The sequence below is a fragment of the Burkholderia gladioli genome (assembly GCF_000959725.1).
Classification (GTDB): domain Bacteria; phylum Pseudomonadota; class Gammaproteobacteria; order Burkholderiales; family Burkholderiaceae; genus Burkholderia; species Burkholderia gladioli.
Window position 1 is genome coordinate 3285661 of record NZ_CP009322.1, and the last position, 25267, is coordinate 3310927.

The window sequence follows — 25267 nt, forward strand, 5'->3', positions numbered from 1 at the left end:
CGAAACGCTGATCGTAACCGTCACGTGATCGAATAGGCGTGGTATACGCTACGTCGCAAGATGCATCACGACAGACTCTGTGAGAGTTCCCTAGAAGGAGGTAATCATGAGCAAAGCCCACAATGCCAAAAAATCGGAGAAAAAAGTGGCGATTAGAACACCGAAGGAAAAGAGGGATGCGAGGAAACTGAAGAAGGAGGCTTCAAAGCGCCAGTGACACAGCGCTGCCAGATTCGGTGTTGACGGAGCAGTAGGGCAATGAAGAGAGCGGATTTTCGCTGGAGGGGATCATCGAGGCTGCGCTTGCGGCCACGCTCGGTGCATTTGGGACCCTTAACCGAAGCACACAATCGCGGCGAGCGTTCGCGCGTGCGATCAGAGTTGGTTGACGGATCTGGTCGCGGCTGACTTGCGATAGGGCCCATGGTCCTTGCAAGCTAAATCCGAAGCAGCCGAAACACGAAGAAATGGCCTTGAGGCCAGAGGTAGGGAAATGAGGTGTGTAGCGCTCGGGCAATGGCTGAATGAACAGGCACAGCCATATGCGATCGTCCTGATCTTGGGGAGACAGCGTCGCGAGGGTGTCGCCGCACTTTCGGCACCTGTTGCCAGGTGCCGGTTCTTCAACCCTTACAGCGGCTTGATGTTAGCTGCTTGCATGCCCTTCGGGCCGCGCTTCGTCTCGAAGCTGACTTTCTGATTTTCAGCGAGTGTCTTGAAGCCGTCGCCGCTCACTTCCGAGAAGTGCGCGAACAGATCGTCGCCGCCGTTGTCCGGCGTGATGAAGCCAAAACCCTTGCTGTCATTGAACCACTTGACGATACCGGTATCCATGAAAAATCCTTGAGAAAAATAAAAAGATTCGCCCTGTAGATGGGCATGTGAAGCATCAAGGAGGGAGAGGACAACGAATACCGCCTGAAAAGCGGACAATTGATGAACAGCACTCGAACTTCTTGAACTTCAGTGGACACGGTATCTGTTGGGTGCCGTCGCGGTCAATGCCAATCTTGTAACTGTTTCGCCAGGCGGACCGTCCTGCCGACGAAGCGATGCAACACGGCTTGGCTGCGCACCGACCCCATCAGATCAGTGGCGTGGTCCTGAACGGCGGTGTCGCCAAGGCGATGCCTGCCAACTATGGAAGCGTGCCATAGCCCACATGGCGAGGACCATTGTCGGCTGGCGGTGACTGACTATCCCCGTGTCGACAGCACGGCCGCCACGACTATTCCCGATCGCAATGCACCTCGAAATGAGTCAGCACGGCTGGCCCGAATGCATTGCTGATCGCGACATCCACCGCATCGCGGCCGTAAGCCATCAGTACGCGCCCGATACGTGGCGCATTGTTTCTCGGGTCGAAGGTCTGCCAACTGTCTCCCACGTAGGCTTCGAACCAGCCTGCGAAATCCATCGGCGCCGTTGCGGGCGGCAAGCCCACGTCACTGATATAGCCGGTACAGTAGCGCGCGGGGATATTCATGGCACGGCACAACGCGACGCCCAGGTGCGCGAAGTCCCGGCAGACACCCTTGCGTTCGCGGTACGCTTCCCAGGCAGTCTTGGTGGGGCGTGCGTGCCCGTAATCGAATTCGATATGCTGATGCACGAAATCGCAGATCGCCAGCACGGTCTCGCGCCCGGGCGCGCAATGGCCGAACAACTGCCACGCGGTGTCGACCAGGAGATCCGTTTCGCAGTACCGGCTTCCCAAGAGAAAAATCAGCGTCTCGTCGGGCAATTGCTCGACTGGATGGCCTCGACCGCCGGCGGGCCGGGTTTCCATGACATCGGGTACGTTGATGATGGCGGTCGTATGAAACTTGACGCGTCCGATGGGGGCAACGGTGCGACTGCACAGGTTGCCAAACGAATCGCGATACTGGCTGATCGGCAGTGGCGGATCGGTGACGAGTATGTCTGCCACCACGATATCCCGCGCATGGGAAAAATGTGTGTGCAGCATCAGCATCATCGGCGTGGGCTGTGGGCACTCGTATGACAGTTCATATCCGACGCGCAGCTTCATGAAGTCTCCTTAACCAGGTTGATCGTGGGCCGCGCCTCGCTGTTTGGCGGCGCGCGCTCGGACATGATCGGCGGAGCGGTAGGGGGAGCGAGGAAACGAAGAAAGGGAGTCAGTCGGTCGGGCCCAGTAGGACATCGATGGCGGCCTGGCCCGCGATTTCGGCGACCAGAAAGGCCCAGCGTTCGGTAAAGGGGCCGTGACGCAGCGGGATGCGACCTCCCCGTGCGCCCAGCACTTCGAGATTCGTACGGCTTTTTACCTGGAAGGTCACGTCAAAGGTTTCCGGTGTGGCTGGGGTCAATTCGACGTGGATCTCGAAGCCGCGATACGCGATGACCCGATTCATGACATGCCTCCTCGTGAGTTTCGCAGACTAACACGGGCCGCCCGGAGCGGTTCGTCCCGCCCGGCGTCGCGTCTCGATGGTCGTGACCCTCGGCTTGCCGGCACGCTTGCGCGCTATACCGGCTCGAACGATGGTGCACTATCGTACCGACTTGGAGATGGGTTGTACCGCACCCTGAGGTCCAGCGAATCCGTCTCCAGGAAAAACATGGAATACCCGATCTACATCACGCGCCTTGGTATGCACCGCTATCACGGCGCGCTCCCGGATTTCCCGGCGGTGCAGGCCGCAGGCGGCTCCTATGCAGAATTGCACGCGCTTGCCGCCAGGGCAGTCATCACTTGCTACGACAAGCAAGCACGTCTCATTCCTCCTCCCACCACCGACATGGTGATCCTGCAGGCCTCGGCGTTCGATACCGGCAAGGGAATCTGGCGATTCGTCGATATCGACATCGGCGGGTTGCGGTCGACCAGCCTGCGCGTCGAGCTTTGCCTGCCGAGGCAGGTCGTGCACGACATCGATCGAATGGCGAAGGCGCTGGGCACCACACGAGAGCTGGTCGTGTCCCTGATGTGCGAGCGCGGCGGCCATCCCGCGTGCGGCGTCGGACCCGATCGCCTGGCACCGGCCGCCTTGCCTGCCTTGCCGCTCATGTGACGTGTCGCCCGACCAGACGACGAGCTGTCCAGGCGGGCTATCGGGTCGCCACCGCTCGAGGTGTGTTCCAGCCGTTCGCTGCCCGCGCGGTGGCCGCGCCATGTGCAACGGAGAGTCGCGCTCAAGGAGAAATCGTGTTGATAGGTCATTTTGCGCGAGGCAAGCGTTCCCCCTGGAACAATATCCAGCCGATTCGCGAGGAGTTCTTCGGCGATGAGCGGCTGGCGCAGCATGCGGCGAGCCTCGCGCACGCGCAAACGGTGGCGCCCCGTCAGACATTCGGGCCATCCCTGGTCCGGCGCCTGAAGCACAACGCAGATCACCTGCTGAAGGCCTATCGCAACACCGTGGTGTCGGATGCACTCGGCGAGCAGATCATGCCTGCCGCGGAGTGGCTGCTCGACAACTACCATCTGATCGCGGAACAAGTGCGCCAGGTTCGTGAGGATCTTTCCCCGCGCTATTATCGCCAGTTGCCCAAACTCGACGATGGGCCGTTCCCAGGTTATCCGCGCGTGCTCGGCATCAGCTGGGCCTTTGTCGCCCATACCGACAGTCGTTTCGATCCTGAGGTGCTGTGCCGCTTCATGCTGGCCTATCAGGCCGTGGCGCCACTGACGATCGGCGAGCTATGGGCGGTGGGGATCACGCTGCGGATCGTGCTGATCGAGAACCTGCGACGGCTCGCGGACCAGATCACCGACGAACGACAGGCACGGCTCGATGCCAATGCGCTGGCCGACCGTCTGCTCGGCGAGGGCGGGAAGGCGCGTGAAGCGGCCGGCCCGCTGATGGTGCGCCACGAATATGCGGTATCGCGCGACGCCTTCGCGGTGCAGTTGATTCAGCGCTTGCACGATCACGACCCGGCCATCGCGCCCGTGCTGTCGTGGCTGCACCGGCAACTGGCGCTGCGCGGCACGACGCCGGACCGAATCGTGTCCGCCGTCAACCACGAACAGGGCGCGGCCAACCTGACCGTGCGCAACATCATAACCAGCCTGCGCCTGATCTCCGAGGTCGATTGGACCGAGCTATTCGAACAGATCAGCCCGGTCGACCAGGCGTTGCGTCGGCATCCGGGCTTCTCGCTGATGGATTTCCCGACCCGCAACCGCTATCGGGACGCGGTCGAGGCGCTGTCCCGTGGTTCACGGGTCAGCGAACTGGAGATCGCTCGTCGGGTCGTTGCCGATGCGCAGGCGTGCGGCGCCGGCCGGGCGCCGGATGCCGAGGATGCGCCGGTCCGCGAGGCCGATCCCGGCTATCACCTGCTGGCCGGCGGCCGCGCCGCGCTCGAAGTATCGATCGGTTATCGCGCGCCGCTTGCCCAGTGGTGGCGGCGCCTGACGCGGCGCACCGGCCTGGCCGGATATCTCGGCCGCATCGGCTTGCTTGTCGCGACCCTGCTGGCGGCGATCCTGGTTTGGTTGGCACGCGAGAAAGTGCCCGGCCCCTGGCTGGTCGGGCTTGGCGTGGCCGGCTTGCTACCGGTGCTCGATGTGGCGGTGGCACTGGTCAATCGCGGGGTGATGCACGACATCGGCACTAGCCCGCTGCCGGGACTCGATTTGCTCGATGGTATCCCGCCGGCCTTGCGCACGATGGTTGCCGTGCCGATGCTGCTGAGTTCGGAAGCAGCGCTCGCCGAGCAGATCGAGCGTCTGGAGATCCACCATCTCGCGAGCCCCGCGGGCGCGCTCTATTTCGCCTTGCTGTCCGACTGGGTGGATGCGCCGGTGCCTCGCCTCGAGTGCGACGAGGCACTGCTGGCCGACGCGATGGCGGGCATCGATCGCTTGAACCGGCGCTACCCCGTGGCCGAGGGCGAGCCGGCTCGCTTCCTGCTGCTGCATCGCGAGCGCGTCTGGAACGAAAGCGAGCGATGCTGGATGGGTTGGGAGCGCAAGCGCGGCAAGCTCCACGAACTGAACCGCCTGCTGCGTGGTGCGCCCGATACTTCCTTTCTGGCTTCGCACGGCCGGCCGCCCAGCGTGCCGTCCGATGTGCGCTACGTAATCACGCTCGACGCCGATACGCGGCTGCTGCGCGACACCGTGCGCCGCCTGATCGGCAAGATGGCGCATCCGCTCAACCGTCCAGTATTTGATCCTGCCGGCCAGCGCATCGTCGAGGGTTATGGCGTGCTGCAACCGCGGGTGAGCGCCTCGCTGGCGAGCGGTGAGGAGGGATCGCTGTTCCAGCGCGTATCCTCGGGCGCGCATGGTATCGATCCCTACACGTCGGCCGTATCGGATCTCTATCAGGATCTGTTCGACGAAGGTTCGTACGCCGGCAAAGGCATCTACGACGTCGACGCGTTCGAGGCCGCGCTAGCCGGCCGCGTGCCCGACAACACGGTGCTCAGCCACGACCTGTTCGAGGGCATCTTCGCGCGGGCTGGGCTGGCCTCGGACATCGAGGTAGTGGAGGCCGCGCCGTCGCGCTACGATGTCGCCGCCGCGCGCCTGCACCGCTGGGCACGCGGTGACTGGCAACTGTTGCCGTGGCTGGTATTCGGCCATGGACCCCTGCCGGCTGTCGGCCGCTGGAAGATGCTGGACAACCTGCGTCGCACGCTGACCGAGCCCGCCTGGCTGTTCGCGCTGCTGGCCGGCTGGCTGCTGCCGTCGCCGCGCGCCGCGCTGGTGTGGAGCGCGTTCGTGCTGGCGACGATCGCGCTGCCCCTGTTGTTGCCCGCCCTGTGCGCGCTGCTGCCGAGCTGGCGTCGCGAGCATGTCAAGATGACCAGGCTCAGCCTGTTCCATGGCTGGGCAGTGCAGTGGTGCTTCGCCGGCCTGAGCTTCGGCCTGTCGCTCGTGATGTTGCCGCAGAAGGCCTGGTCGATGGGCGATGCGATCGTGCGGACCCTGTTCCGCGTGGGGGTCAGCCGACGCCATCTGCTCGAATGGGCCACGGCGGCCGAGGCGGCCGCGCGCGCGCGGCCAAGGCTGGCGTCCACCTACCTGCAGATGCGCGGCGGCGTGATGTTGTCGCTGCTCGGCGCGGCCGCGGTGCTGGCGGCTGGCTGGCGCTTCGATCGCCCCGCCGGCTGGCTGGTACTGCCCTTCGCGTCGGCGTGGCTCGCGGCGCCGGCGATTGCATACTGGCTGAGCCGGGCGCCGAGGTCGGCCGGCGATCTGGCCGTGTCCCCCGTCGACGCGCGTCAGTTGCGGCTCGATGCGCGGCGCACCTGGCGCTACTTCGAGCGCTTCGTGACGGCCGGCGACCAAATGCTGCCGCCCGACAATTTCCAGGAGGAGCCGAATCCCGTCATCGCGCATCGCACCTCGCCGACCAATCTAGGCCTGTACCTGCTGTCCACCGTCAGCGCGCGCGAGTTCGGCTGGCTTGGCACCGAGGATGCGGTCTCGCGGCTGGAGGCGACGCTGGGGACCATGGAGCGGCTGGCGCGCTATCGCGGTCATTTCTACAACTGGTATGACACGCGGGATCTGCAGCCGCTCGAGCCGAGGTATGTATCGAGCGTGGACAGCGGCAATCTCGCCGGCCACCTGATCGCGCTCGGCAATGCCTGCCGCGCGTGGGCGAATCAGGTGCACGGCGCGGGACGCGAGGCGATCTGCGAGGGGATCGGCGATACGCTCGCACTGCTGCGCGAGGCGTTGGGCCGGGGCGGCGAGGCCCGTGGCATCCTGCGCGGAGAATTCGAGCAGGTTGCCAATGAATTGGCGCTCGCCCTGGTGCTGGCCGGCGCGCCGGAGGGCGGGGAGGCGGGCACGGCGGCGCCGCGCGCGCGCGCCACGCCGGCCTGGTCCGAGATCCTGATGCTGGTTGCTGCCGTCGCGGACGTCGCGCGCGCGCTGACGGACGAGGCGCAGTGGGCTGGTCGCGATCAAGTGGACGACGTGCTGTTCTGGGCCCGCGCGCTTGAGCTGGCCGTGCAGGGCCACGGTCGGGACGCGGCGCGCACGCCGGAGCAAGCTGCCGGGCTCGACGCTCGCCTGCACGCGCTGACCGATGTCGCGTTGCGGATGGCCTATGCGATGGAGTTCGGTTTCCTGCTCGATCCGGTGCGCAAGCTGCTGTCGATCGGCTTCGCGGTGGCCGACGGGCGGCTCGATCCCGGCAATTACGATCTGCTCGCGTCCGAGGCCCGGCTGGCGAGTTTCGTGGCGATCGCCAAGGGCGACGTGCCGGTTCGCCATTGGTTCCGGCTTGGGCGCTTGGCCAGGCCGGTCGGGCATGGCGCGGCGCTGATCTCGTGGTCGGGCTCGATGTTCGAGTACTTGATGCCGTCGCTGGTGATGCGGGCGCCGGCCAGCAGCCTGATGGCCCGCACCAATCAACTGGTGGTGCGCCGTCAGATTGCCTACGGCGACGACCTGAGCCTGCCATGGGGCATGTCCGAGTCCGCCTACAACGCGCGCGATATCGAGTTGACCTACCAGTACTCGAGCTTCGGTGTACCGGAACTGGGACTCAAGCGCGACCTGGCCCGGCATCTGGTGGTCGCACCCTATGCCAGCGCGCTTGCGGCGATGGTCGCGCCGCACGCAGCCGCGTGCAATCTCGAACGGCTGCGCGCGGCAGGCGCGGGTGGACGCTATGGTTTCTATGAAGCGCTCGACTACACGCCCGCTCGGGTGCCGGAAGGGCTGCCGCTGGTCGTGGTGCGCGCGTTCATGGCGCATCACCAGGGCATGTCGATCGTGTCGATCGCCAATGTCTTGCTGGGCGGTCGCATCCGCGCGTTCTTCCATGCCGAGCCGGCGGTCCGCGCCACCGAGCTGTTGCTGCAGGAGCGCGTGCCGGGCCGCGTCGCGTCCGCGCGTCCGCGCGTCGATGCGAGCTTCGAAGGCCGGGTTCGCGGCAGCGCTCGCACCGTGGTGCGACGCGTGCAATCGGCCGACGATCCTACGCCCGTCACGCACCTGCTGTCCAACGGCCGCTACGCGGTGATGCTGACGGCCGCGGGTTCGGGCTACAGCCGCCGCGACGATATGGCCATCACGCGCTGGCACGAGGATGCCACGCGCGACGACTGGGGGAGTTACCTCTATCTGCGCGACCTCGACAGCGGCGTGGTCTGGTCGGCGGGCTGGCAACCCACGGGAGTGGTACCGGACAGCTACGAAGTGAGTTTCACGGAGGATCGCGCGGAGTTCGTGCGCCGCGACGGCAGCCTGACCACCACGCTCGAGGTCGTGGTGTCGGCCGAGGACGACGCGGAGGTGCGGCGCGTCTCCCTGGTCAATACGGGTGCCCAGGCTCGCGTGGTCGAACTTACCTCCTACGCCGAGATCGTGCTGGCGCCGCCCGCCGCCGATCATGCGCATCCGACGTTCTCGAAACTGTTCATCGAGACCGAGTACCTGCCTGCTGCCGGCGCGATCCTGGCCACCCGTCGCCCGCGCGCGCCCGACGAGCCACAGGTCTGGGCCGCGCACCTCACGGTGAGTGCGGACGAGACGCTCGGCCCGCAACAGTTCGAGACCGATCGCATGCGCTTCATCGGTCGCGGCCGCGGCGTGCGCCAGCCGCTTGCGCTGGCCGAGCCGCGCGCGCTGGCCGGCACCGCCGGCACCGTGCTGGATGCCGTGTTTTCGTTGCGGCGACGCTTGCGCGTCGAGCCCGGCGCGAAGGTGAGCATCGCGTACTGGACCCTGGTCGCGGATTCGCGCGAACAACTGCTCGACCTCATCGACAAACATCGGGACGGCGAATCCTTCTCGCGCGCGGCGATGCTGGCCTGGACCCAGGCCCAGGTGCAATTGCGGCACAGCGCGGTGAGCCTCGACGAGGCGGCCTTGTTCCAGCAACTGGCCGGATACATGCTGTACAGCGACCCCTTGATGCGCCCGAATTCCGCCACGCTGCTGCGCCACGCGGCGGCGGTATCGGCGGCCGGCGGAGTGGGCGCTTCGCCGCTTTGGGCGCATGGCGTGTCGGGTGATCTGCCGATCCTGCTGGTGCGGATCGACGACATCGAGCACGTCGCGATGGTGCGGCAATTGATCCGCGCACACGAGTACTTGCGCAGCAAGCGGCTCGCGCTCGACCTGGTGATCATCAACGAGCGCGCGGCCTCGTATGTGCAGGACCTGCAGGCGGCGCTGGAAGGCCTGGTACGAAACCGGTCGTCGCCGGAACAGGCTGGACGCGGCGCTGTGTTCGTGTTGCGCGCGGACCTGATGGCGACGGCGGCACGCTCGCAGTTCCCCGCCGTCGCACGGGCGGTGTTCGCCGCGCGCAACGGCAGGCTGGTGGACCAGTTGCGGCGGCTCACCAGCGCGCTGCTGCCGAGCCGCCCGGAGCTCGCGCGCGTGGTGTGGCAGCCGCGCGCGCTGCCGGCGAGCTCGGGCGCGCAACCCGGCGCCGGTCTCGAGTATTTCAACGGCATCGGCGGTTTCGCGTGCGATGGCCGTGAATACGCGGTGGTCCTGCAGTCTGGCCAGAGCACGCCGATGCCGTGGGTCAATGTGGTGGCGAACCCGGTCTGCGGCTTCCTGGTGTCGGCCGAGGGCGGCGGCCATACCTGGGTGACGAACAGCCGTGAGCACCCGCTGACGCCCTGGTCGAACGACCCGGTCACCGATCCGCCCGGTGAGGCCTTCTATGTGCGCGACGACGAGACCGGCATGCGCTGGGGACCGCGCGCCGGCCCGATCCACGACGACACGCCGGACGAGGCGCCCTATCTGGCGAACCACGGGCAGGGTTACAGCCGCTTCAGCCATGCGGCCGCCGGGATCGTCGTCGACTTGCTGCAGTTCGTGCCGCTTGCCGATCCCGTGAAGATTTCTCGCCTGAGCTTGCGAAACCTGTCGGATCGGCCACGCCGGCTGTCGGTCGCGGCCTATGTGGAATGGGCGCTGGGGCCGTCGCGCGGCGCGGCGGCGCCGCATATCGTGACCGAGCTCGATGCGGCCACCGGTGCCTTGTTCGCGCGCAACGACTGGAGCCAGACCTATCGCGGCCGGGTGGCTTTCGCCGACCTGGGCGGCCTGCAAAGCGCGTGGACGGCGGACCGGCGTGAGTTCATCGGCCGCAACGGTGTGCTGGGTGATCCTGCCGGTTTTCCCGGCAGCATCGGCGTGGCGCCGCTGTCGGGTCGGGTCGGGGCTGGCCTGGACCCGTGCGCGGCTTTGCAGACCAAAGTCGATCTGGCGCCGGGCGAGGCCGCCGAGATCGTGATGCTGCTCGGCGAGGGGAGCGACGTGACTGCGGCGCGGCAACTGATTGCGCGGTATCGGCATGCCGATCTCGACGCGGTGCTGGCCGAGGTGACGGCATTTTGGGACGAGACGCTCGACACGATCCAGGTGAAGACGCCGGACCGCGCGATGGACTTGATGCTGAACCGCTGGTTGCTGTACCAGACGTTATCGAGTCGGATCTGGGCGCGCGCGGGCTTTTACCAGGCCAGCGGCGCCTATGGCCTGCGTGACCAGTTGCAGGACGGCATGGCGCTGGCGCTGGCCCGCCCGGCGCTGACGCGCGAGCATCTGCTGCGGGCCGCCGCGCGTCAGTTTCCCGAAGGCGACCTGCAGCACTGGTGGCTGCCGGAAAGCGGTAGTGGCGTGCGCACCCGAATCTCTGACGATCGCGTGTGGCTGGCCTATACGACCGCGCACTATGTCGAGGTTAGCGGCGATCGGGCGGTGCTCGATATCTCGATCCCATTCCTGGAAGGTCGGCCGCTGGCGGACGGCGAAACCGATGCATTCTTCACCCCCGGCATTTCGAAGAGCGCCGCCTCGCTGTTCGAGCACGGCGCGCGCGGCCTGGAGCAAAGCCTGGCGCTGTTCGGCGCGCATGGCCTGCCGCTGATCGGCACTGGCGACTGGAACGACGGCATGAACCGCGTCGGCGAGGCAGGGCGCGGGGAAAGCGTCTGGCTCGGCTGGTTCCTGTATGCGACGCTGGAGGCTTTCGCGCCACTGGCTGCCGCGCGCGGCGAGCACGAGCGGGCGCGGTGCTGGCATGCGCGCGCCGACGCCGTGCGCGAGGCGCTGGAGACGGCGGGCTGGGATGGCGCTTGGTATCGGCGTGGCTATTTCGATGACGGCACGCCGCTCGGCTCGGCTGGCGCCGCCGGATGTGCGATCGATTCGATCGCGCAGTCCTGGAGCGTGCTGTCGGGCGCGGCGGATCCGGCGCGTGCCGCGCAGGCGATGGCGGAACTCGACGCGCAGCTGATACGCGACGAGGAGGGGCTGGCGCTGCTGTTTACGCCGCCGTTCGACCGGGCGCCGGTCGATCCGGGGTATATCCGGGGCTATCCGCCCGGCATCCGGGAAAATGGCGGGCAATACACGCATGCGGCCAGCTGGTCGGTGCTCGCCTTCGCCCGCCTCGGCGACGGTGAGCGTGCCGCCAGCCTGTTCGCCCTGCTCAATCCGGTCCACCGCAGCCGCACGCGCAGCGGTGCGAATCGCTACCGGGTCGAGCCTTACGTGGTCGCGGCCGACATATACTCGGTCGCGCCGCATCTCGGACGCGGCGGCTGGACCTGGTACACGGGTTCGGCAGGATGGTTGTATCGGGCCGGGCTTGAGGGACTGCTCGGGCTTTGCAAGCAGGGTGACATGCTGACGATACGCCCCTGCATCCCGCGATCCTGGCCGGGTTTTCGCGCCACGCTTCGCCACGGGGCAGCGCACTACGACATCGTGATCGACAATTTCGCACCGGCCGCCACTGGGATGTCACATATCGTGGTGGACGGCGTGGGGCTCGAGCCGGGTGCCTGCGTGCTGCGGCTGGTGGACGACGGGCGGAGGCACCAGGTGAGCGTGAGTCTGGGCATCGCGCAGCCGGTGCTGCCATGAGAGCGTAACTCGGCGAGCGCCAGTGCCCTTCGCCGGGCGAGGCGCTGCCGCTCGCGAATGTCGTGTGGCCGAGCGCACGACAGACCCGCGTGCTGGATTGATCGCAGTCGCGCCGTTCATTTGCTCTGCTGGTCCGGCGGTGAATAGCGCCACTTGCTGGCGTTGGAGTCGATGTCGGCGTCATTGATGACGCGCTGTTCGGCCCGTTCGATATCGGCACGGGTCAGGGCGTCTCGCTGCTTCTGGCGTGTTTCCCGATCGCGTTGATCCGGTGTGGCGGGTGTGTAGGATTTCATGATTCCTCTTGGGGGATGGCATGCAGGGCATCGACAGATCGCCTCGAGTCTGGTTCGGTCGATCGTGCCCCGCTGCCGTGTGGCGCATCCTGACGCCCGTGATGGGCGACTGGCGCGAGTGGGGTGGTGCCGCGCGCGAACAGATAGCTGCGCGTCGTGAGGGGTTCCGTATCGGCGTCGGCGGTGCCGCTGACAGAATGGATGCGGTGCGGCGTGAAGTCGGTACGCTACCGCGCACAGATGCCTACAAACGATGCAGATCAGGCAATAGGCGGTCGAATTCGCGCTTGACCACGCCATAACACTCGCACACCCGCTTCTCGAGCCCTGGCCGATCCAGCACCTCGATATGGCCGTAGTTGTAGCGGATCAGGCCGGCATCCTGCAGTTTCAATGCTGCTTCCGTGACGCCCGACCGGCGCACGCCTAGTGTGTTTGCAATCAGCTCCTGCGTCATCTTCAAGCGGTTCGACGGCAGGCGATCGAGACTGAGCAGCAGCCAGCGGCACAGTTGCTGATCGATGGAGTGATGGCGATTGCACACGGCGGTCTGGGCCATCTGCGTAATCAGGGCCTGGGTATAGCGCAGCAACAGACGCTGCATCGCGTTGCCGCGCCGGAATTCGGCTTTCAGGATACTCGCTTCCAGGCGGTAGGCCTGCCCCGCGCTTTGCACGAGTGCCCGGCTCGGCGTGGTTTCGCCGCCCATGAACAGTGACACGCCGATGATGCCTTCGTGGCCGACCATGGCGATCTCCGCGGAAGAGCCGTCTTCCATCACGTACAGCAGTGAAACGATCGCGGTGGTCGGAAAATAAACGTGATGAAGCTGGCCACCCGATTCGTACAGCACCTTGCCTAGGGGCATGTCCACGAGTGTCAGATGGGGCATCAGTCCAGCACGCTCGGATTCTGGCAAGGCGGCCAGCAGTTGGTTCTGGTTGAGAGGTGAGAGGACTTGCATGCGTCGCTCCTGGGCTGGCGCCTGGTTGACGATGAACGGGCCGCTCGAACCGGGACATCGGTGATCCGAGCCACGCATCGTATCTCACTTGGCGCTGGCGGGTGGCAAAGCCGCGGGATTCTGCCGTCTCCGATTGTCGGGTGGATGTTGCATACGACTAAGCATCGGAAAGAAGGATGCTGAACGCATCGCCGCAAGATGCGCTCCCGGCGCGCGGCGAGGTCAAGTGACGGGCTTTCACGAACCTTGTACGGGATCGGACGGACTTGTCGGATCGCGGCAGGCAAGATGAGACGGTGCGCATCTTGATGCCGGCAGCTACCGGCCCTCGACATTGCGCCATGCCCGAAGTTTCCGGCACAACCTGCTTGCAAGTTTCCTGGACGCGCTCAGATGACTCCTCTTTTCCTGTTTATATTCGCCGCATGCACTCTGGTGGCATTCGATCTGTGGACCACGCCTCGACGCGGGCTTCGCTGGCCGCGATATCACCCAATTCCCGTGTAAGTAAGCCGGCATCGGCTGCACCGGACGCCGCTTGCGTCCAATCTCTTTTGCCCGACATCTCGATGGTGGGCAAGGGCGCCCTGTAGCGAAACACTTGAGCCGCGTGCAAATCGTGCGTGGCTGTGTCGAATGCGGGCGTTCCCGTGACGGCGGGATTCCATCCGTCTGGCAGCATCGAAGTATCGGAGAGAAATCATGAATAAGGACCAACTCAAGGGAACGACCGAGAAAGTGAAGGGCAAGGTCAACGAGGCGGTGGGCAAGGCCACGAGTAATCCGAAGCGTGAGGTTAAGGGCGATGTCCAGCAGGCGGTGGGCGAGGCGCGGAAAAACCTCGGCGACGCGAAGGAATCGGTCAAGAAGCCTGACTGATCCGCCCGGAACCTGTTCGTGTCGAATGCATGCCGACGCGAGCAGGATCGCCGTAAGGGGACATCGCTGGATTGACTTGCCGGCGAAGTGCCAGCGTGTTCTCGTCTGGCATCCCGACTTCTGGTAGAAAATGGCTCGCATATCGTTGCGCCAGTACAGCCGCATCGATCTTATCTGTCTTGACGCGTGCCTCCGCGATGAGCCGCACCGGTAGTGGATTCGCAATCGCAACACGCGCCGCGTGTGGGCGCGGAACGTTGACGCTGGTAGCAGCGTTGCTCGTCGCTTCAAGCACCACGTGACCGGTGCGATGCAATTTTTCGGCAAAGCGCTCCAACTCGTCGCGTTTGAGCCCGGCACGACCGCCGGCATGCAGCACACCGTCTTCGAGATACGCGATCTTGGCCACCGAGCACGAAGAATCCGACCCTGCGATTCGCATAACCGTTCTCCCATTCAGGTAAATGCAGGGAGCCGGTGGGACAGCACGACAACTACGGATTCCGCCGACGTACCCCCTTCGCTCACAGCGGAAACTGCCGCTGCCCCATCTGGATCGTGATCCACTTCAGCTCGGTCATCTCCTCCATCGAATAACGGCCGCCCTCGCGGCCGACGCCGCTCATCTTGGTACCGCCGAACGGCACATGCGCCTCGTCCGACACGGTGCAGTCGTTGATATGGACCATGCCCGCCTCCAGCCGCAGCGCGAGGTCGAAGGCCTTCTGCAGATCGTTGGTGATCACGCCCGAGGACAGGCCATACGAGGTGTCGTTGGCGACCTGCAGCGCGTGCTCGGCGCTGTCCACGCGGATCAGCGAGGTGACCGGGCCGAAGCTTTCCTCGTCGTAGATGCGCATCCCCGCCGTCACGTCCGCCAGCACGGTCGGCCGATAGAAATTGCCTTCGTGGGTGCCGCCGAGCAGCAGCCGCGCGCCTTTCGATACCGCGTCCTCGATCTGCCCATCGATCACCCCGCACTGCGAGCCGCGGATCAGCGGGCCGATCACCGTGGCCGGATCGCGCGGATCGCCTACGGCATAGCTCGACGCGCGCTCGACGAAGCGCTCCGCGAAGGCATCGTAGATCGGCGCCTCCACCAGGATCCGCGAGTTCGCCATGCATACCTGGCCCTGGTGGAAGAAGATACCGAAGCAGGCGGCGCGCACCGCGTAGTCGAGATCGGCATCGCGCAGCACGATCAGCGGGTTCTTGCCGCCCAGCTCCAGCGTGACCTTCTTCATCTGCTTGGCGGCTTCCACCGCCAGGTGGCGCCCGACGCGCGTCGAGCCGGTGAAGGTCAGCATGCGCACGCGCGGATCGGACAGCAGCACCTCGCCGATCTCGGCGGCCGGGCCGGGGATCACGTTCAGCACGCCGGCGGGCAGGCCGCCGCGCTCGAACAGCTCGGCGATCTTCAAGCCGGTGACGGGCGTTTCCTCCGAAGGCTTCAGCACGAAGGTATTGCCGGCCGCCAGCGCCAGCACGACCTTCTTCATGGCGAGCCAGAACGGCGCGTTGAAGGGCGCGATGCCGGCGATCACGCCGAGCGGCCGGCGGATCGTCATGCCGAGCTGGCCCGGCATGCTGAGCGGCAAGGTTTCGCCGAACACGTGGCGCGCGTCGCCGGCCGCGCTGCGCAACAGGTCGATACCGCTCATCACCTCGAACATCGCCTTCGGGTAGGTCGAACCCGACTCCTCGATCAGCACGTCGCGCACCTCGTCGGCCATGGCGGCGAGCGCGTCGGCGCAGGACAGCAGGATCTCGGCGCGGCGGCCGACCAGCATGTTCGCCCATGCGTCCTTGGCGCGATGCGCGGCGTCGATCGCGCGGATCGCGTCGGCGCGCGTGGCCTGGTGGACCTGCGCGAAGAGCTCGCCGGTGGCGGGATTGAAATCGGGGCGGACTTCGCGTTCGGAACCGGCGGTCCAGTGACCGTCGATGAAGAGCATGCCTTCGCGGACTTCGCGCGCGGCCAGGGGCGTGGCGTTCATGGGAGGACTCCTGTCGAGACGAGGGAATGAGCTGCGATCCCGGCGATCGTCGACCAATCCCGCTCGGCGGGCTAGCCGATTGCCGCAAGCATTGGCCGAATCCGGAAGCGCATTGGCGATGGCATCGGCGAGCGGTTCAGGCGCGGCCTTGCAGCCAGTCGATCAGCCGCCGGGCGATGCCGGCCGCGCCCTCGCCGAGCAGCACGTTATGGCCATGCGCCGGCTCCAGCCAGTGCTCGCAGCCATACAGCCCGGCAAGCGCCGCGCCGGTGGCGGGCGGCGTGAGGATGTCGAGCGCGCCGGATATGACCAGCGTGGGCGCGCTGAGCTGGTCGACCTCGATCGGCAGGCTCCATTGCGTGGCCTCCCGAACCCGCCGCGGCGATTCCGGCACCAGCATCGCCTGGTAGCGGCGGCACTCGGCATCGGTGAGCCCCTGGAAGAACAGCTCGCGCGTCGCTTCGAGCGGCGGTGGTCCCCAGGGCGCGGCCATGTCCGCGATGGGCAGCGCGACGGGCTCGGCACCGACGTTCGAGGGCACCACCGGCGTCAGTGCCACCAAGGCTCGCACGGGATATCGCGCCGCATAAAGCTGGGCGGCGAGCCCGCCCATCGAATGGCCGACGAGGATCGGCGCGGCCTCGAGTTCGAGCGCCACGCAGCGGATATCGTCGACCACGTCGGCGATCGACATCGAGACGAAATCCGCCGTGTCGAGCGCCGCCGAGCCGCCGCGGCCGCGCCAGTTCAGCGCGTGCACATCGAAGCCCGCCTGCGCGAGCAGCGGGGCGTAAAGCGCCCAGCACCAGGCGGCCTGGCAGCCGCCATGAACCAGGATGACGGGTCGGGACGCGGTGGCCCCGTCGAGGGCGGCGGGGTAATGATCGACGGCGATGCCCCGCGTATCGTAGCGGCGCGGTTGGGCGAGCGTGAGGTTCATGTGCGTTTTCCAGATTCGTGGCGGGGCGGCTGCGCGAACAGCGGATCGTTCGCCTCGCGGTTCAGCGCGGGGCGCTTTCCTTCCAGCGCGCCATCAAGGTGTTCGACGGCAGGGTTTCGTCGAGCAGCTTGCGCGCCGCTTCCACGCCGGCGACGGGCAGCCCGGTGGGGTCGAGCAGGCCGATCTGCGCGAGCACGCTGGCCTGGTCCCAGTAGATGTGCTCGTTGTAGAGCTTCGGGCCGCGGAAGGCGACCACCACCAGCATCGGGATCTCGACGCGCTTGCCGGTCGGCGCCACGCCCGGCAGCAGCCAGTCGATCTCGCGATCGTGCGTGAAGCCGAGAATGAATTCGTCGACCATGCGATCCACGCCGATCACACGCGAGATCGGTGTCATGCGCATGTCGGCCGGATTGTTGTGGATGAAGTGATGCGTGTAGAAGCGCTTCAGCTCCTGGTAGCCGGTGCCGCCGGTCATGGTCGGGACGTGGTTCACGTAAGGCTCGGGCACCATCGTGTGCATTGTCGCTTCCGGGTCGCGCGCGGCGAATTCCAGCTCGAAGTGATGGTCCGCGAGCGCGCCGAGATCGTAGTTGGGGCCAATCGTCTTGCGGAAGGTCTCGAGGCTGCGCGTGTGGGCCGGCATCGCGGCCGTCTTCACGAAGGTCGGACCGCCGCGGCTGAAGGCGTGGCCCGCGCCCGGATAGACGTGCAGCCTCACGTTCGGCATGCCGCCGAGCGTTGCGCGGATCGCCGACAGCGCCTCGGGCGGATTGAGCGGGTCGGTCTCGCCGAAATGCAGGGTGATCGGGCAGGTGATGCGCGATGCCAGCGCCAGCGACTGCTCGATGCCGACGCCGTAGTACGCGACCGCGCAATCGACGCCGCATTCGGCTGCCGCCAGATAGGCCAGCTTGCCGCCCAGGCAGAAGCCGAGCGCGCCGACCTGGCCGGTCGATTCCGGCATGGTCCGCGCGTGCTCGACGGTCGCGCGGATGTCGCGCACGGCGCGCTCGACGTCGAAACGCGCGTAGTAGTCGAAGGCCTGGGCGTGGCCGGCGTCGTCGTAACCGAGTTCGATGTTGGGCGCGAACTGGTGGAACAGGTCCGGCGCGACCACCACGTAACCTTCGGCCGCGTACAGCTCGGCCACTTCGCGCATCTCGGCGTTCACGCCGAAGATTTCCTGCAGCAGCACGACGACGGGGCCGCGGCCCGCTTCCGGCAGGGCGACGGTGGCGTCGAACGACGCGCCGTCGGCGGTGATCCTGATCTGCTTCGACATGCTGATGAACTCCTTGGGGACGATGGGGATGAAAGGCGCGCGTGCCTGGCGCGTCAAGTTTGTCGTTCGAACCAGTCGCGCGGCGAGCGGCCCTGGTCGGGGCCGAGCATCGAGAAGCCGCCGTCGACCGGGATATCGACGCCGGTGATCCAGGATGCCTCGCGCGAGCACAGGAAGGCGACCGCGCGCGCGACCTCCTCGCCGCGCCCGACGCGGCCGAGCGGATGCAGGGCGGCGCCGACGCGATCGGCCGACTCCAGCGAGCCGGCCGCCAGGCGTTCGAGCGAGGGTGACCAGGTCCAGGCCGGCGATACGCTGACGACGCGGATGCCGCTCGGCGCGAGATCGACCGCCAGGTTGCGCGTGAGTTGCAGCAGCGCCGCCTTCGAGGCCGGATAGAGCGCGCGGCCGGCCGCGCCGAACTTGCCGCCGGTGCTGCCGAGGTTGACGATCGCGCCGTCGCGGCGCAGCAGCGGGGCGGCCTTCTGCGCCAGGATCGCGGCCGACACGAGGTTGACGTCGAGCAGACGGGCCCATTGCGCGCGCGTCGAGGCGAGCCCGGCGTCGTCATAGCTGCAGGCGTTGTTGACGATGATGTCGAGGCCGCCGAAGGTGTCGAGGGCCAGCGCCAGCGCGCGGTCGAGCTGGGCGTCGTCGGTCACGTCGGTTTCGAGAAAGTGCGCGGCCGGGCCGATCGAGGCGGCGACCGCTTCGCCGGCCGCCGCGCCGAGCCCCGCGAGCAGCACCGAGGCGCCGTCGGCGGCGAGGCCGCGCGCGATGTCGGCGCCGATGCCCTGGCCGGCGCCGGTGACGATCGCGACCTTGCCGGCGAGGCGGGCGGGAGCGGCGGCGGGCAGGGTCATGCGTCAGGCTCCGGCGAGGCGTCGCTGTCGCCGAACAGCTCGGCGACGGTCGAGATGCTTGCCAGCAGGCGCATCGATTCGAGCGAGGCCGCGTGCTGTTGCCGATCCGCGCAGGAGCAGGCATCGGCGGCCACCGTCGCCGTGTAACCGAGGTCGACCGCGTGCCGCACCGTCATCTCGACGGTCGAATGCGTGGCGACGCCGGCGACGATCAGGTGCCGCACGTCGTGTGCGGCGAGGACCTGTTCGAGCGGCGTGCCGATGAAGCCGCTGGTGCGACGATGATGGAGCACGTAATCGAGCGGACGATCGGGATCGGGCCCCAGCGCGGGATGGAATTCCGCGCCCCAGCTACCCTCGCGCAGCGCGCCGGATTCGGCGGTGCGAACGAAGATCGGCGCATTGCGCAGCAGATCCGCGTAATCCTCGCGAAACGCGATGCGGATATGGATCAGCGGCAAGCCTTGCGAGCGCGCGCCGGCCAGCAAGGCACGCGCCGCCTCGATCACGGCGGCGCGCTCCGGCTGGGCGCGCTCGAAGCCGACGCGGATCCGGCCTTCGGGATCGAGCACGTCGTTCTGGTAGTGCAGCGCGATCACGGCGCTGCGTGCGAAGCGAGCGATGCCGGCCATCAGACGAACACCTCGAGATTCGCGAACGCGTCGGTCGAATTCACCAGGTCGACGCGCTTCAGGTAGATCTTCCAGCCCTCGCGCGTGTCGAGCTTGTGCGTGACGAGCCCGGCGAGCGTGCGTTGACCGAGCCGCCATTCATGGACCACCAGCGTCGAATGCACGACCAGCCGGCCTTGCGCGTCGCGCCCGTCGAGCATCACGTTGCCGACCAGCCGCGCGGTGCGCGTGGGCGGCTGTTGCGACCAGTTGCGCGCGTTGCTGACGCGGCGTGCGCGCACCTCGCGCAGCGTCGCATCTTCCCAGAACAGCGAGATATGGTCGTGCGGGCTGGCCTGCCCCGGCTCGTGCGGCAGCCAGTACATGCCGTCGGGCGTCCAGAGCTCGAGCCAGGCGTCGAAGGCGCGCGTGTCGAGCAGGCGCGCCTCACGATACAGGAATTGCTCCACCTGCGCGCGCAGCGCCATGTCCTCGGCGGCGAGCGCGGAAACCGGCTCGGTGGACAGGTCGAAAGTCGGATCGCGCAGCATCAGGCTTGTCCTCCGTTCGGCTGCTTCGTCGTGGGGCCGGCGGCCGAGCCACTGTCGTCGAGCATGAAGCGGTGCCAGGCGGCGAACTGGTTGCGCATCGGCAGTTCGCTGGTGCCGTTGATCGAGACGTAGCCGTCCTCGACGGCGCGATCGGTGCCCGCATAACGATGCATGCTGACCCATTCGCCGCCGCGCGTGTTGTTGCCCTGCTGGCAGCGCGCATAGACTTCCACGTCGTCGGGCATCACGTTCGACGAGGGCGAGTTGATCACGTTGGCGTAACTGAGCGCGCGGTCGAACACGGCATCGGGCGCGCCCTTGAGCCGGAACAGCTGGATCTCGACCAGGGTCTGGTCCACCGCGATCGGGCGGATCACGCGGAACTGCTGGAACACCGTGTGCGGCGAACCGCTGCCGTAGATCACCGTGTTGTGCCGGTTCATGCCGAGGATCCGCCGGGCGCGCGCTTCGCCATGCACCTCGGCCAGGGTCGTGAAATGCGCGTGCGAGACGGGATCGCGCTCGGCCGCCGCCGGGTCGAAGATGCCTTCCATGTAGCCATGGCCGTATTCGTAGGCGCGCAGCTCCAGCTTTTCCCAGAATTCGTAGGGTTCGCCGTTGCCGTCCATGATCAGCAGCTCGAACGGCATCGCGCCGAGTTCGTCGGCCTGCGCGCGGGCGGAAACCACCGAGGATTCGTGCGTGACCGGCGCGTGCATGGTGTCGTGGAGGTTCTCGTAGAACACCTTCCAGTTCGAGCGCTGCAGCACGCGAAACACGCCGCCCGTGACCTCGACCTCGCCGACCGGCGAGCGATCGCACAGATTGTCGATCGACGAGGCGACGCCGTTCAGGAAGGTCTTCAGGTCGGGGCCGTCGGCGGCCTGGCTGGCGAATACGAAGCCGCGATAGCTGTCGACGCGGGCGACGCGGCGCATCGAGAAATCCGGGTGCTTCGGGTCGAAGCAGGTGTTCTGCAGGCCGTTGCGCAGCGGCGCCGACAGATGCGTGCCGTCGAGCTTGAAGGTCCAGGCGTGATAGGGGCAGCGGAAGAACTTGCCGGTCGAGCCGTCGCCGTCGGCCACCAGCTTGGCGCCCTTGTGCGGGCAGCGGTTGTAGACCACATGCACCTGGCCGTCCTGGGCGCGGACCATCACCACGTCCTGGTCGCCGATCCGCGTGGTGTGATAGTCGCCGGGCGCCTTCACCTGGCTTTCGTGGCCGACGTAGATCCAGGCGCGGCCATAGATGCGCTCCATCTCGAGCGCGAAGATCGCCGGATCGGTATAGACGCGCTTGTGGACGCTGTCCGGGCGCACGAGATCGGCGAGGCTCGCATTGGTCAGGCTCATGCTGCTTCCTTTTTTGATGAGGGTTACAGGTCGAGGACCAGGCGGGCGCTTTTCGCGCGCGACACGCAAGGGCAGAAGCGGCCCTCGGCGTGCTCGTCGCCGGTCAGGCAGATGTCACGATGCTCGGGTTCGCCGTCGAGCAACTGGGCGGTGCAGACGCCGCAGTCGCCGCGCCGGCAGTCGTAGAGCGGGTCGAGCCCGGCGGCGATCATCGCGTCGAGCACGCTGGTGCCGGCCGGGACGGCCAGCACGCGGCCCGAGGCGGCCAGGTGCACCTCGAACGCCGCATCGGCATCGGTGGGCGCGGCTGGTGCCGCGAACAGCTCGCTGTGCAGCGCGTCGTCGGGCCAGCCGAGGCGGCGTGCGGTGTCGAGCGTGGCCGCGACCAGGCCGGCCGGGCCGCAGACGTAGAGATGCGTGCCGGCTTCGAACGTGCCGATCGTGTCGGCCAGCGGCAGCCCGCGGCGCGGGTCGCCGCCGTCGAACCAGCAGCGGGCATGGGCCAACGCGGCAACCTCGTCGCGATAGGCCATCGCCGCGGCGTCGCGCGCCGCGTAATGCAGCGCATGGGGCGCCCCGGCGGCGGCGAGCGTGCGTGCCATCGCGAGGATCGGCGTGATGCCGATGCCGCCCGCGATCAGCAGATGGCGGCGCGCATCGGTGGCCAGGCGGAAATCGTTGCGCGGCGGGTCGGCTTCGAGAAGCTGGCCGACCTCGAGCGCGTGCATCCAGCGCGAGCCGCCGCTGCCGGCGGGTTCGAGCAGCACCGCGATTTCGTAATGCGCATCCTCGCCGCCCGGGTTGACGAGCGAATAGGCGCGCCGCTGGCTGCGCTCGCCGAGCGGGACATGCACGCCGAGATGCGCGCCCGCCTCGAACGGCGGCAAGGGCCTGCCGTCGGCGGCAACCAGGTGCAGGCGGCGGATCGTGGGCGTCAGGGAATCGATGCGCGCGACGCGCATCCTGAGCGGGGTCATACAGAGGCTCCGTGTAGATCGGACGCTTCGACTGTATGGCGCGGAAATGGGCGGGGATATCCACCGAACGCAGCGCCTGTCCGGCGCGCGCAGGTTTCGGCGGACTCAGCTGCTGCGCTGCCGCACGCGACGCAGCGTGTCCGAGGGCGGTTCGCCGAACTTTTCGCGGTAGGCGCTGGCGAAGCGGCCGAGATTCGCGAAGCCGCAGCCGAGCGCGATGTCGGCCACGCGCTCGGTATCGCGGGCGCGCAGCAGCATCTCGCGGGCGCGTTCGAGCCGTGCCTCCCGCACCAGCTGCATCGGGCTCGCGTGCGAGTAGCGCCGGAAGCCGTCGAGCAGGGTACGCACCGGCACCTCGGCCGCGTCGGCGATGTCGGCCAGCGTGATCGGCTCGCAGGCATGTTCCGCGATGAAACTTTCCGCGCGCTTGACGGTGCGCGGCACCAGCGCCGCCGTTGCCGGCCGCGCCTGCGAATGATGCGGCTGGCTGGCCAGCAGCAGGGTGACGAGCAGCCGCTCGAATTCGAGCGCGACGCGCCGGTCGCGCTGCGCGAGCGCGATCGTCTCGGGAGAGGAGGTCAGCACCCGCAGCTGGGCCAGCCAGGGCGCGAGCTCGGGGCGGGAGAGGTCGAGTGCCGGCTCGATGTGCAGATGATCGTAGCCGGTATGCGCCAGCATCGCGCGCTTGTCGATCCGCACGAAGAACTGCTCGCAGTCGGCCGAGAAAGTGCCGCTGAAGCGAGTCGAGGGTCCGACCACCATGCCCTGCGTCTGCCCGATGATCATCCGCCGGCCGCCGACGGTGACGTCGGCGTAACCGTTGAGGCTCAGGATCGCGAGGTAATAGTCCTCGATCTCGCCGGCATCGACGCCCATCGTCCCCGCATAGCCGATCGTGCCGAACGCCAGGCTGTCGATCCGCACGTGGTTCATGTAGGCGGATTGGCCGCCGCGCGCCGCGCCGGGCGTGAGCCGGTGCGGCTGCAGCACGGCGGCGATGCGCTGGCGCGTGTCGTCGACGTCGTTTGACTCGAAATACCGGTATTGCCTCAGCGACGTCGATTCGATCAGCAAGGAAGTGGGCGGCATGGCGAGTCTTCGATGCGTTATGGGGACGGCAGGGGACGGCGCACGGTCGAACGCCGGCATTCGCGTCCCGAAGCCGTGCCCACTGTACACGTTCGCGAGCGGTGTCAAAAAGGCCCGGAATGGGGGCCGCGATGCGCTTGCGAGAACTGGACAGGCTTCGGCCGGCGCTTGCGCGGAGTGGATAGATCGCGATTTTCGGCCCTCGAATACTCCGCCTGCCGGTTGGCCCTGTCGCTCCGGCGAATTCCCTCGAATTGGTTTTCATTTTGCTTTCGATGGCGGGGCGCCGGCATGCCGGATGGCGCATTGGGTCGGTGCCGTGCCACGTGCCGATGGATGTGAACCAGGCCCGTATCGAATCCTTTTCGATTTCGTTTTCAATTTATTTCGCACTGCGAATGTGAAGGCGCCGGCCGTCGTGACGATGCGACGTGCTTGCGGTTTGCCCGACCTCGACACGCGACGCTCATCGAGGCGCCGCGCCCCACTGCCTGGAGACCCGGATGAAAGCCTTGTTTGCCGGCGCGCTATGCGCCGCTGTCGTGACGACCGCCCATGCACAGAGCTCGGTCACGCTCTACGGCATGCTCGACGTGGGCATTACCGCGCTGTCGAACGACGGCGGTCATCGCACGGCGGTGATGGACAGCGGCGTGCTGGTGCCGAACCTGTTCGGCCTGAAGGGCAGCGAGGATCTCGGCGGCGGCACGCGTGCCGTGTTCCAGCTCGAAGGCCAGTTCGAGGTCGGCACCGGCGCGCTCGATGGGGACCTGTTCGGCCGCCAGGCCTGGGTCGGCCTCGACGATGCGCGCTGGGGCACGCTCACGCTCGGCAACCAGTACGAATTCATGTTCATGTCGCTGTCGATGCGGCGGCTCGGGCCGGAGCTGCCGTATGTGTCGCTGACGAATCTCCGGCAGGGGCCGTTCGATGCGCTGGGCAAGCCCGGGCCGTTCAGCGGCGACTTCGACTTCGATCGCACGGCCGGCGCCTCGCGGATCTCGAATTCGGTGAAATACCAGTCGCCGTCGATCGGCGGGCTGACGTTCGGCGCGATGTACGGCTTCAGCAACCTGGCCGGCAGTTTCTCGAACCAGAATGCCTACAGCTTCGGGATCGACTACGAGCAGCCGTCGTATTCGATCGACGCGGCGTACACGATGACCAAGTACGCGCAGATCAACGGCGGCGCGGACGGGATCCGCAATTTCGGCGTGGGCGGCCGCGTCGCGATCATGCGGGGCTGGGCCGACCTGCTCTATACCAATACGCGCAACACCTTCAGCGGCGCGACGATCAACGTGTTCGAGGTGGGCGGGACGGTTCCGCTCTCCTATGCCGTCCACCTCTATGCCGCCTACCAGTACATGGCAGGCAACGCGGTGTTGCAGGACAACCGCGCGCATCAGCTGAACCTCACGCTCGACTATGCCTTGTCGAAGCGCAGCGATGTCTATGTGAGCGCGGCGTACCAGCATGCCGGCGGCGACAGCAATACCGCGCGTGCCTGGATCCTGTTCACGGCGGGGCCGTCGTCGAGCGGCAACCAGGTGATCGCGCGAGTCGGCATGCGGCACTTCTTTTGATCTTCCGATAGGCAGGCGGGAACCGGGATCGCATGACGACAATG

General features: G+C 66.9%; 18 protein-coding genes and 1 pseudogene. 4 read left to right on the plus strand and 15 right to left on the minus strand.

From position 1 onward, the window contains the following. Window positions 1-630: 630 nt before the first annotated feature. The 3 genes from BM43_RS14210 to BM43_RS14220 all read right to left on the minus strand — a co-directional run bounded on the left by BM43_RS14210 (window position 631) and on the right by BM43_RS14220 (window position 2378). Complete coding sequence (locus BM43_RS14210; RefSeq protein WP_013688848.1) at window positions 631-834, minus strand: cold-shock protein; 204 nt, start codon at window positions 832-834, stop codon at window positions 631-633. Window positions 835-1228: 394 nt separating this feature from the next. Then, a complete protein-coding gene (locus BM43_RS14215; RefSeq protein WP_036055160.1) occupies window positions 1229-2032 on the minus strand; it encodes a transglutaminase-like domain-containing protein in 804 nt (267 codons plus the stop codon). A gap of 109 nt (window positions 2033-2141) precedes the next feature. Then, the gene (locus BM43_RS14220; RefSeq protein ID WP_036055157.1) at window positions 2142-2378 is read right to left on the minus strand and encodes a hypothetical protein; all 237 of its coding nucleotides are present in this window, start codon (window positions 2376-2378) and stop codon (window positions 2142-2144) included. Window positions 2379-2585: 207 nt separating this feature from the next. On the opposite strand from BM43_RS14220, the gene BM43_RS14225 reads away from it, so the two are divergent. Next, window positions 2586-3038, plus strand: coding sequence for a type II toxin-antitoxin system HicB family antitoxin (locus tag BM43_RS14225; RefSeq protein ID WP_025099763.1), 453 nt, complete (start codon window positions 2586-2588; stop codon window positions 3036-3038). A gap of 134 nt (window positions 3039-3172) precedes the next feature. Continuing rightward, the gene (locus BM43_RS14230; protein ID WP_230676385.1) at window positions 3173-11833 is read left to right on the plus strand and encodes a glycoside hydrolase family 94 protein; all 8661 of its coding nucleotides are present in this window, start codon (window positions 3173-3175) and stop codon (window positions 11831-11833) included. Between the two features lie 116 nt (window positions 11834-11949). On the opposite strand, the gene BM43_RS14235 is transcribed toward BM43_RS14230, so the two are convergent. Together BM43_RS14235 and BM43_RS14240 are read right to left on the minus strand one after the other, a co-directional pair. Further along, window positions 11950-12129 carry a hypothetical protein gene (locus tag BM43_RS14235; protein WP_042284146.1) on the minus strand — a complete coding sequence of 60 codons (180 nt, stop codon included), beginning with the start codon at window positions 12127-12129 and terminating at the stop codon, window positions 11950-11952. A gap of 244 nt (window positions 12130-12373) precedes the next feature. Next, window positions 12374-13093: a Crp/Fnr family transcriptional regulator gene (locus tag BM43_RS14240; RefSeq protein WP_036055151.1), complete on the minus strand. Its 720-nt coding sequence runs from the start codon at window positions 13091-13093 to the stop codon at window positions 12374-12376. Window positions 13094-13795: 702 nt separating this feature from the next. Between BM43_RS14240 and BM43_RS14245 the strand changes: the two genes are divergently transcribed. Further along, the gene (locus tag BM43_RS14245; RefSeq protein ID WP_036055149.1) at window positions 13796-13972 is read left to right on the plus strand and encodes a CsbD family protein; all 177 of its coding nucleotides are present in this window, start codon (window positions 13796-13798) and stop codon (window positions 13970-13972) included. Between the two features lie 70 nt (window positions 13973-14042). Here the strand turns inward: BM43_RS14245 and BM43_RS38875 are convergent. From BM43_RS38875 to andR, 10 genes and pseudogenes are all read right to left on the minus strand, one after another. Continuing rightward, window positions 14043-14414: pseudogene (locus BM43_RS38875) on the minus strand (IS110 family transposase); the annotation flags it as partial. Window positions 14415-14496: 82 nt separating this feature from the next. Next, on the minus strand, window positions 14497-15969 hold the full coding sequence (locus BM43_RS14250; RefSeq protein WP_042284150.1) for an aldehyde dehydrogenase family protein: 1473 nt from the start codon (window positions 15967-15969) through the stop codon (window positions 14497-14499). A 136-nt stretch (window positions 15970-16105) separates the two neighbouring features. Next, window positions 16106-16909, minus strand: coding sequence for an alpha/beta hydrolase (locus BM43_RS37525; protein WP_052409104.1), 804 nt, complete (start codon window positions 16907-16909; stop codon window positions 16106-16108). 61 nt (window positions 16910-16970) lie between these two features. Next, a complete protein-coding gene (locus tag BM43_RS14260; RefSeq protein ID WP_036057049.1) occupies window positions 16971-18194 on the minus strand; it encodes a dienelactone hydrolase family protein in 1224 nt (407 codons plus the stop codon). Window positions 18195-18247: 53 nt separating this feature from the next. Continuing rightward, a complete protein-coding gene (locus BM43_RS14265; RefSeq protein ID WP_036055146.1) occupies window positions 18248-19057 on the minus strand; it encodes a glucose 1-dehydrogenase in 810 nt (269 codons plus the stop codon). Further along, window positions 19054-19689 (minus strand): cysteine hydrolase family protein, encoded by a 636-nt coding sequence (locus tag BM43_RS14270; RefSeq protein ID WP_036055143.1) that lies wholly within the window; start codon window positions 19687-19689, stop codon window positions 19054-19056. The genes BM43_RS14265 and BM43_RS14270 overlap by 4 nt, the downstream gene beginning before the upstream one ends. Beyond that, on the minus strand, window positions 19689-20219 hold the full coding sequence (locus tag BM43_RS14275; RefSeq protein WP_036028394.1) for an aromatic-ring-hydroxylating dioxygenase subunit beta: 531 nt from the start codon (window positions 20217-20219) through the stop codon (window positions 19689-19691). Before BM43_RS14275 ends, BM43_RS14270 begins: the two co-directional genes overlap by 1 nt. Beyond that, complete coding sequence (locus BM43_RS14280; protein ID WP_036055140.1) at window positions 20219-21571, minus strand: aromatic ring-hydroxylating dioxygenase subunit alpha; 1353 nt, start codon at window positions 21569-21571, stop codon at window positions 20219-20221. Before BM43_RS14280 ends, BM43_RS14275 begins: the two co-directional genes overlap by 1 nt. A gap of 23 nt (window positions 21572-21594) precedes the next feature. Further along, window positions 21595-22548 (minus strand): PDR/VanB family oxidoreductase, encoded by a 954-nt coding sequence (locus BM43_RS14285; protein WP_042284175.1) that lies wholly within the window; start codon window positions 22546-22548, stop codon window positions 21595-21597. A 105-nt stretch (window positions 22549-22653) separates the two neighbouring features. Next, window positions 22654-23637 carry an anthranilate 1,2-dioxygenase regulatory protein AndR gene (gene andR, locus BM43_RS14290; RefSeq protein WP_025099751.1) on the minus strand — a complete coding sequence of 328 codons (984 nt, stop codon included), beginning with the start codon at window positions 23635-23637 and terminating at the stop codon, window positions 22654-22656. A gap of 503 nt (window positions 23638-24140) precedes the next feature. On the opposite strand from andR, the gene BM43_RS14295 reads away from it, so the two are divergent. After that, entirely contained in the window at window positions 24141-25223 is a 1083-nt protein-coding gene (locus BM43_RS14295; protein ID WP_036055137.1) for a porin, read from the plus strand. Window positions 25224-25267: the final 44 nt, after the last annotated feature.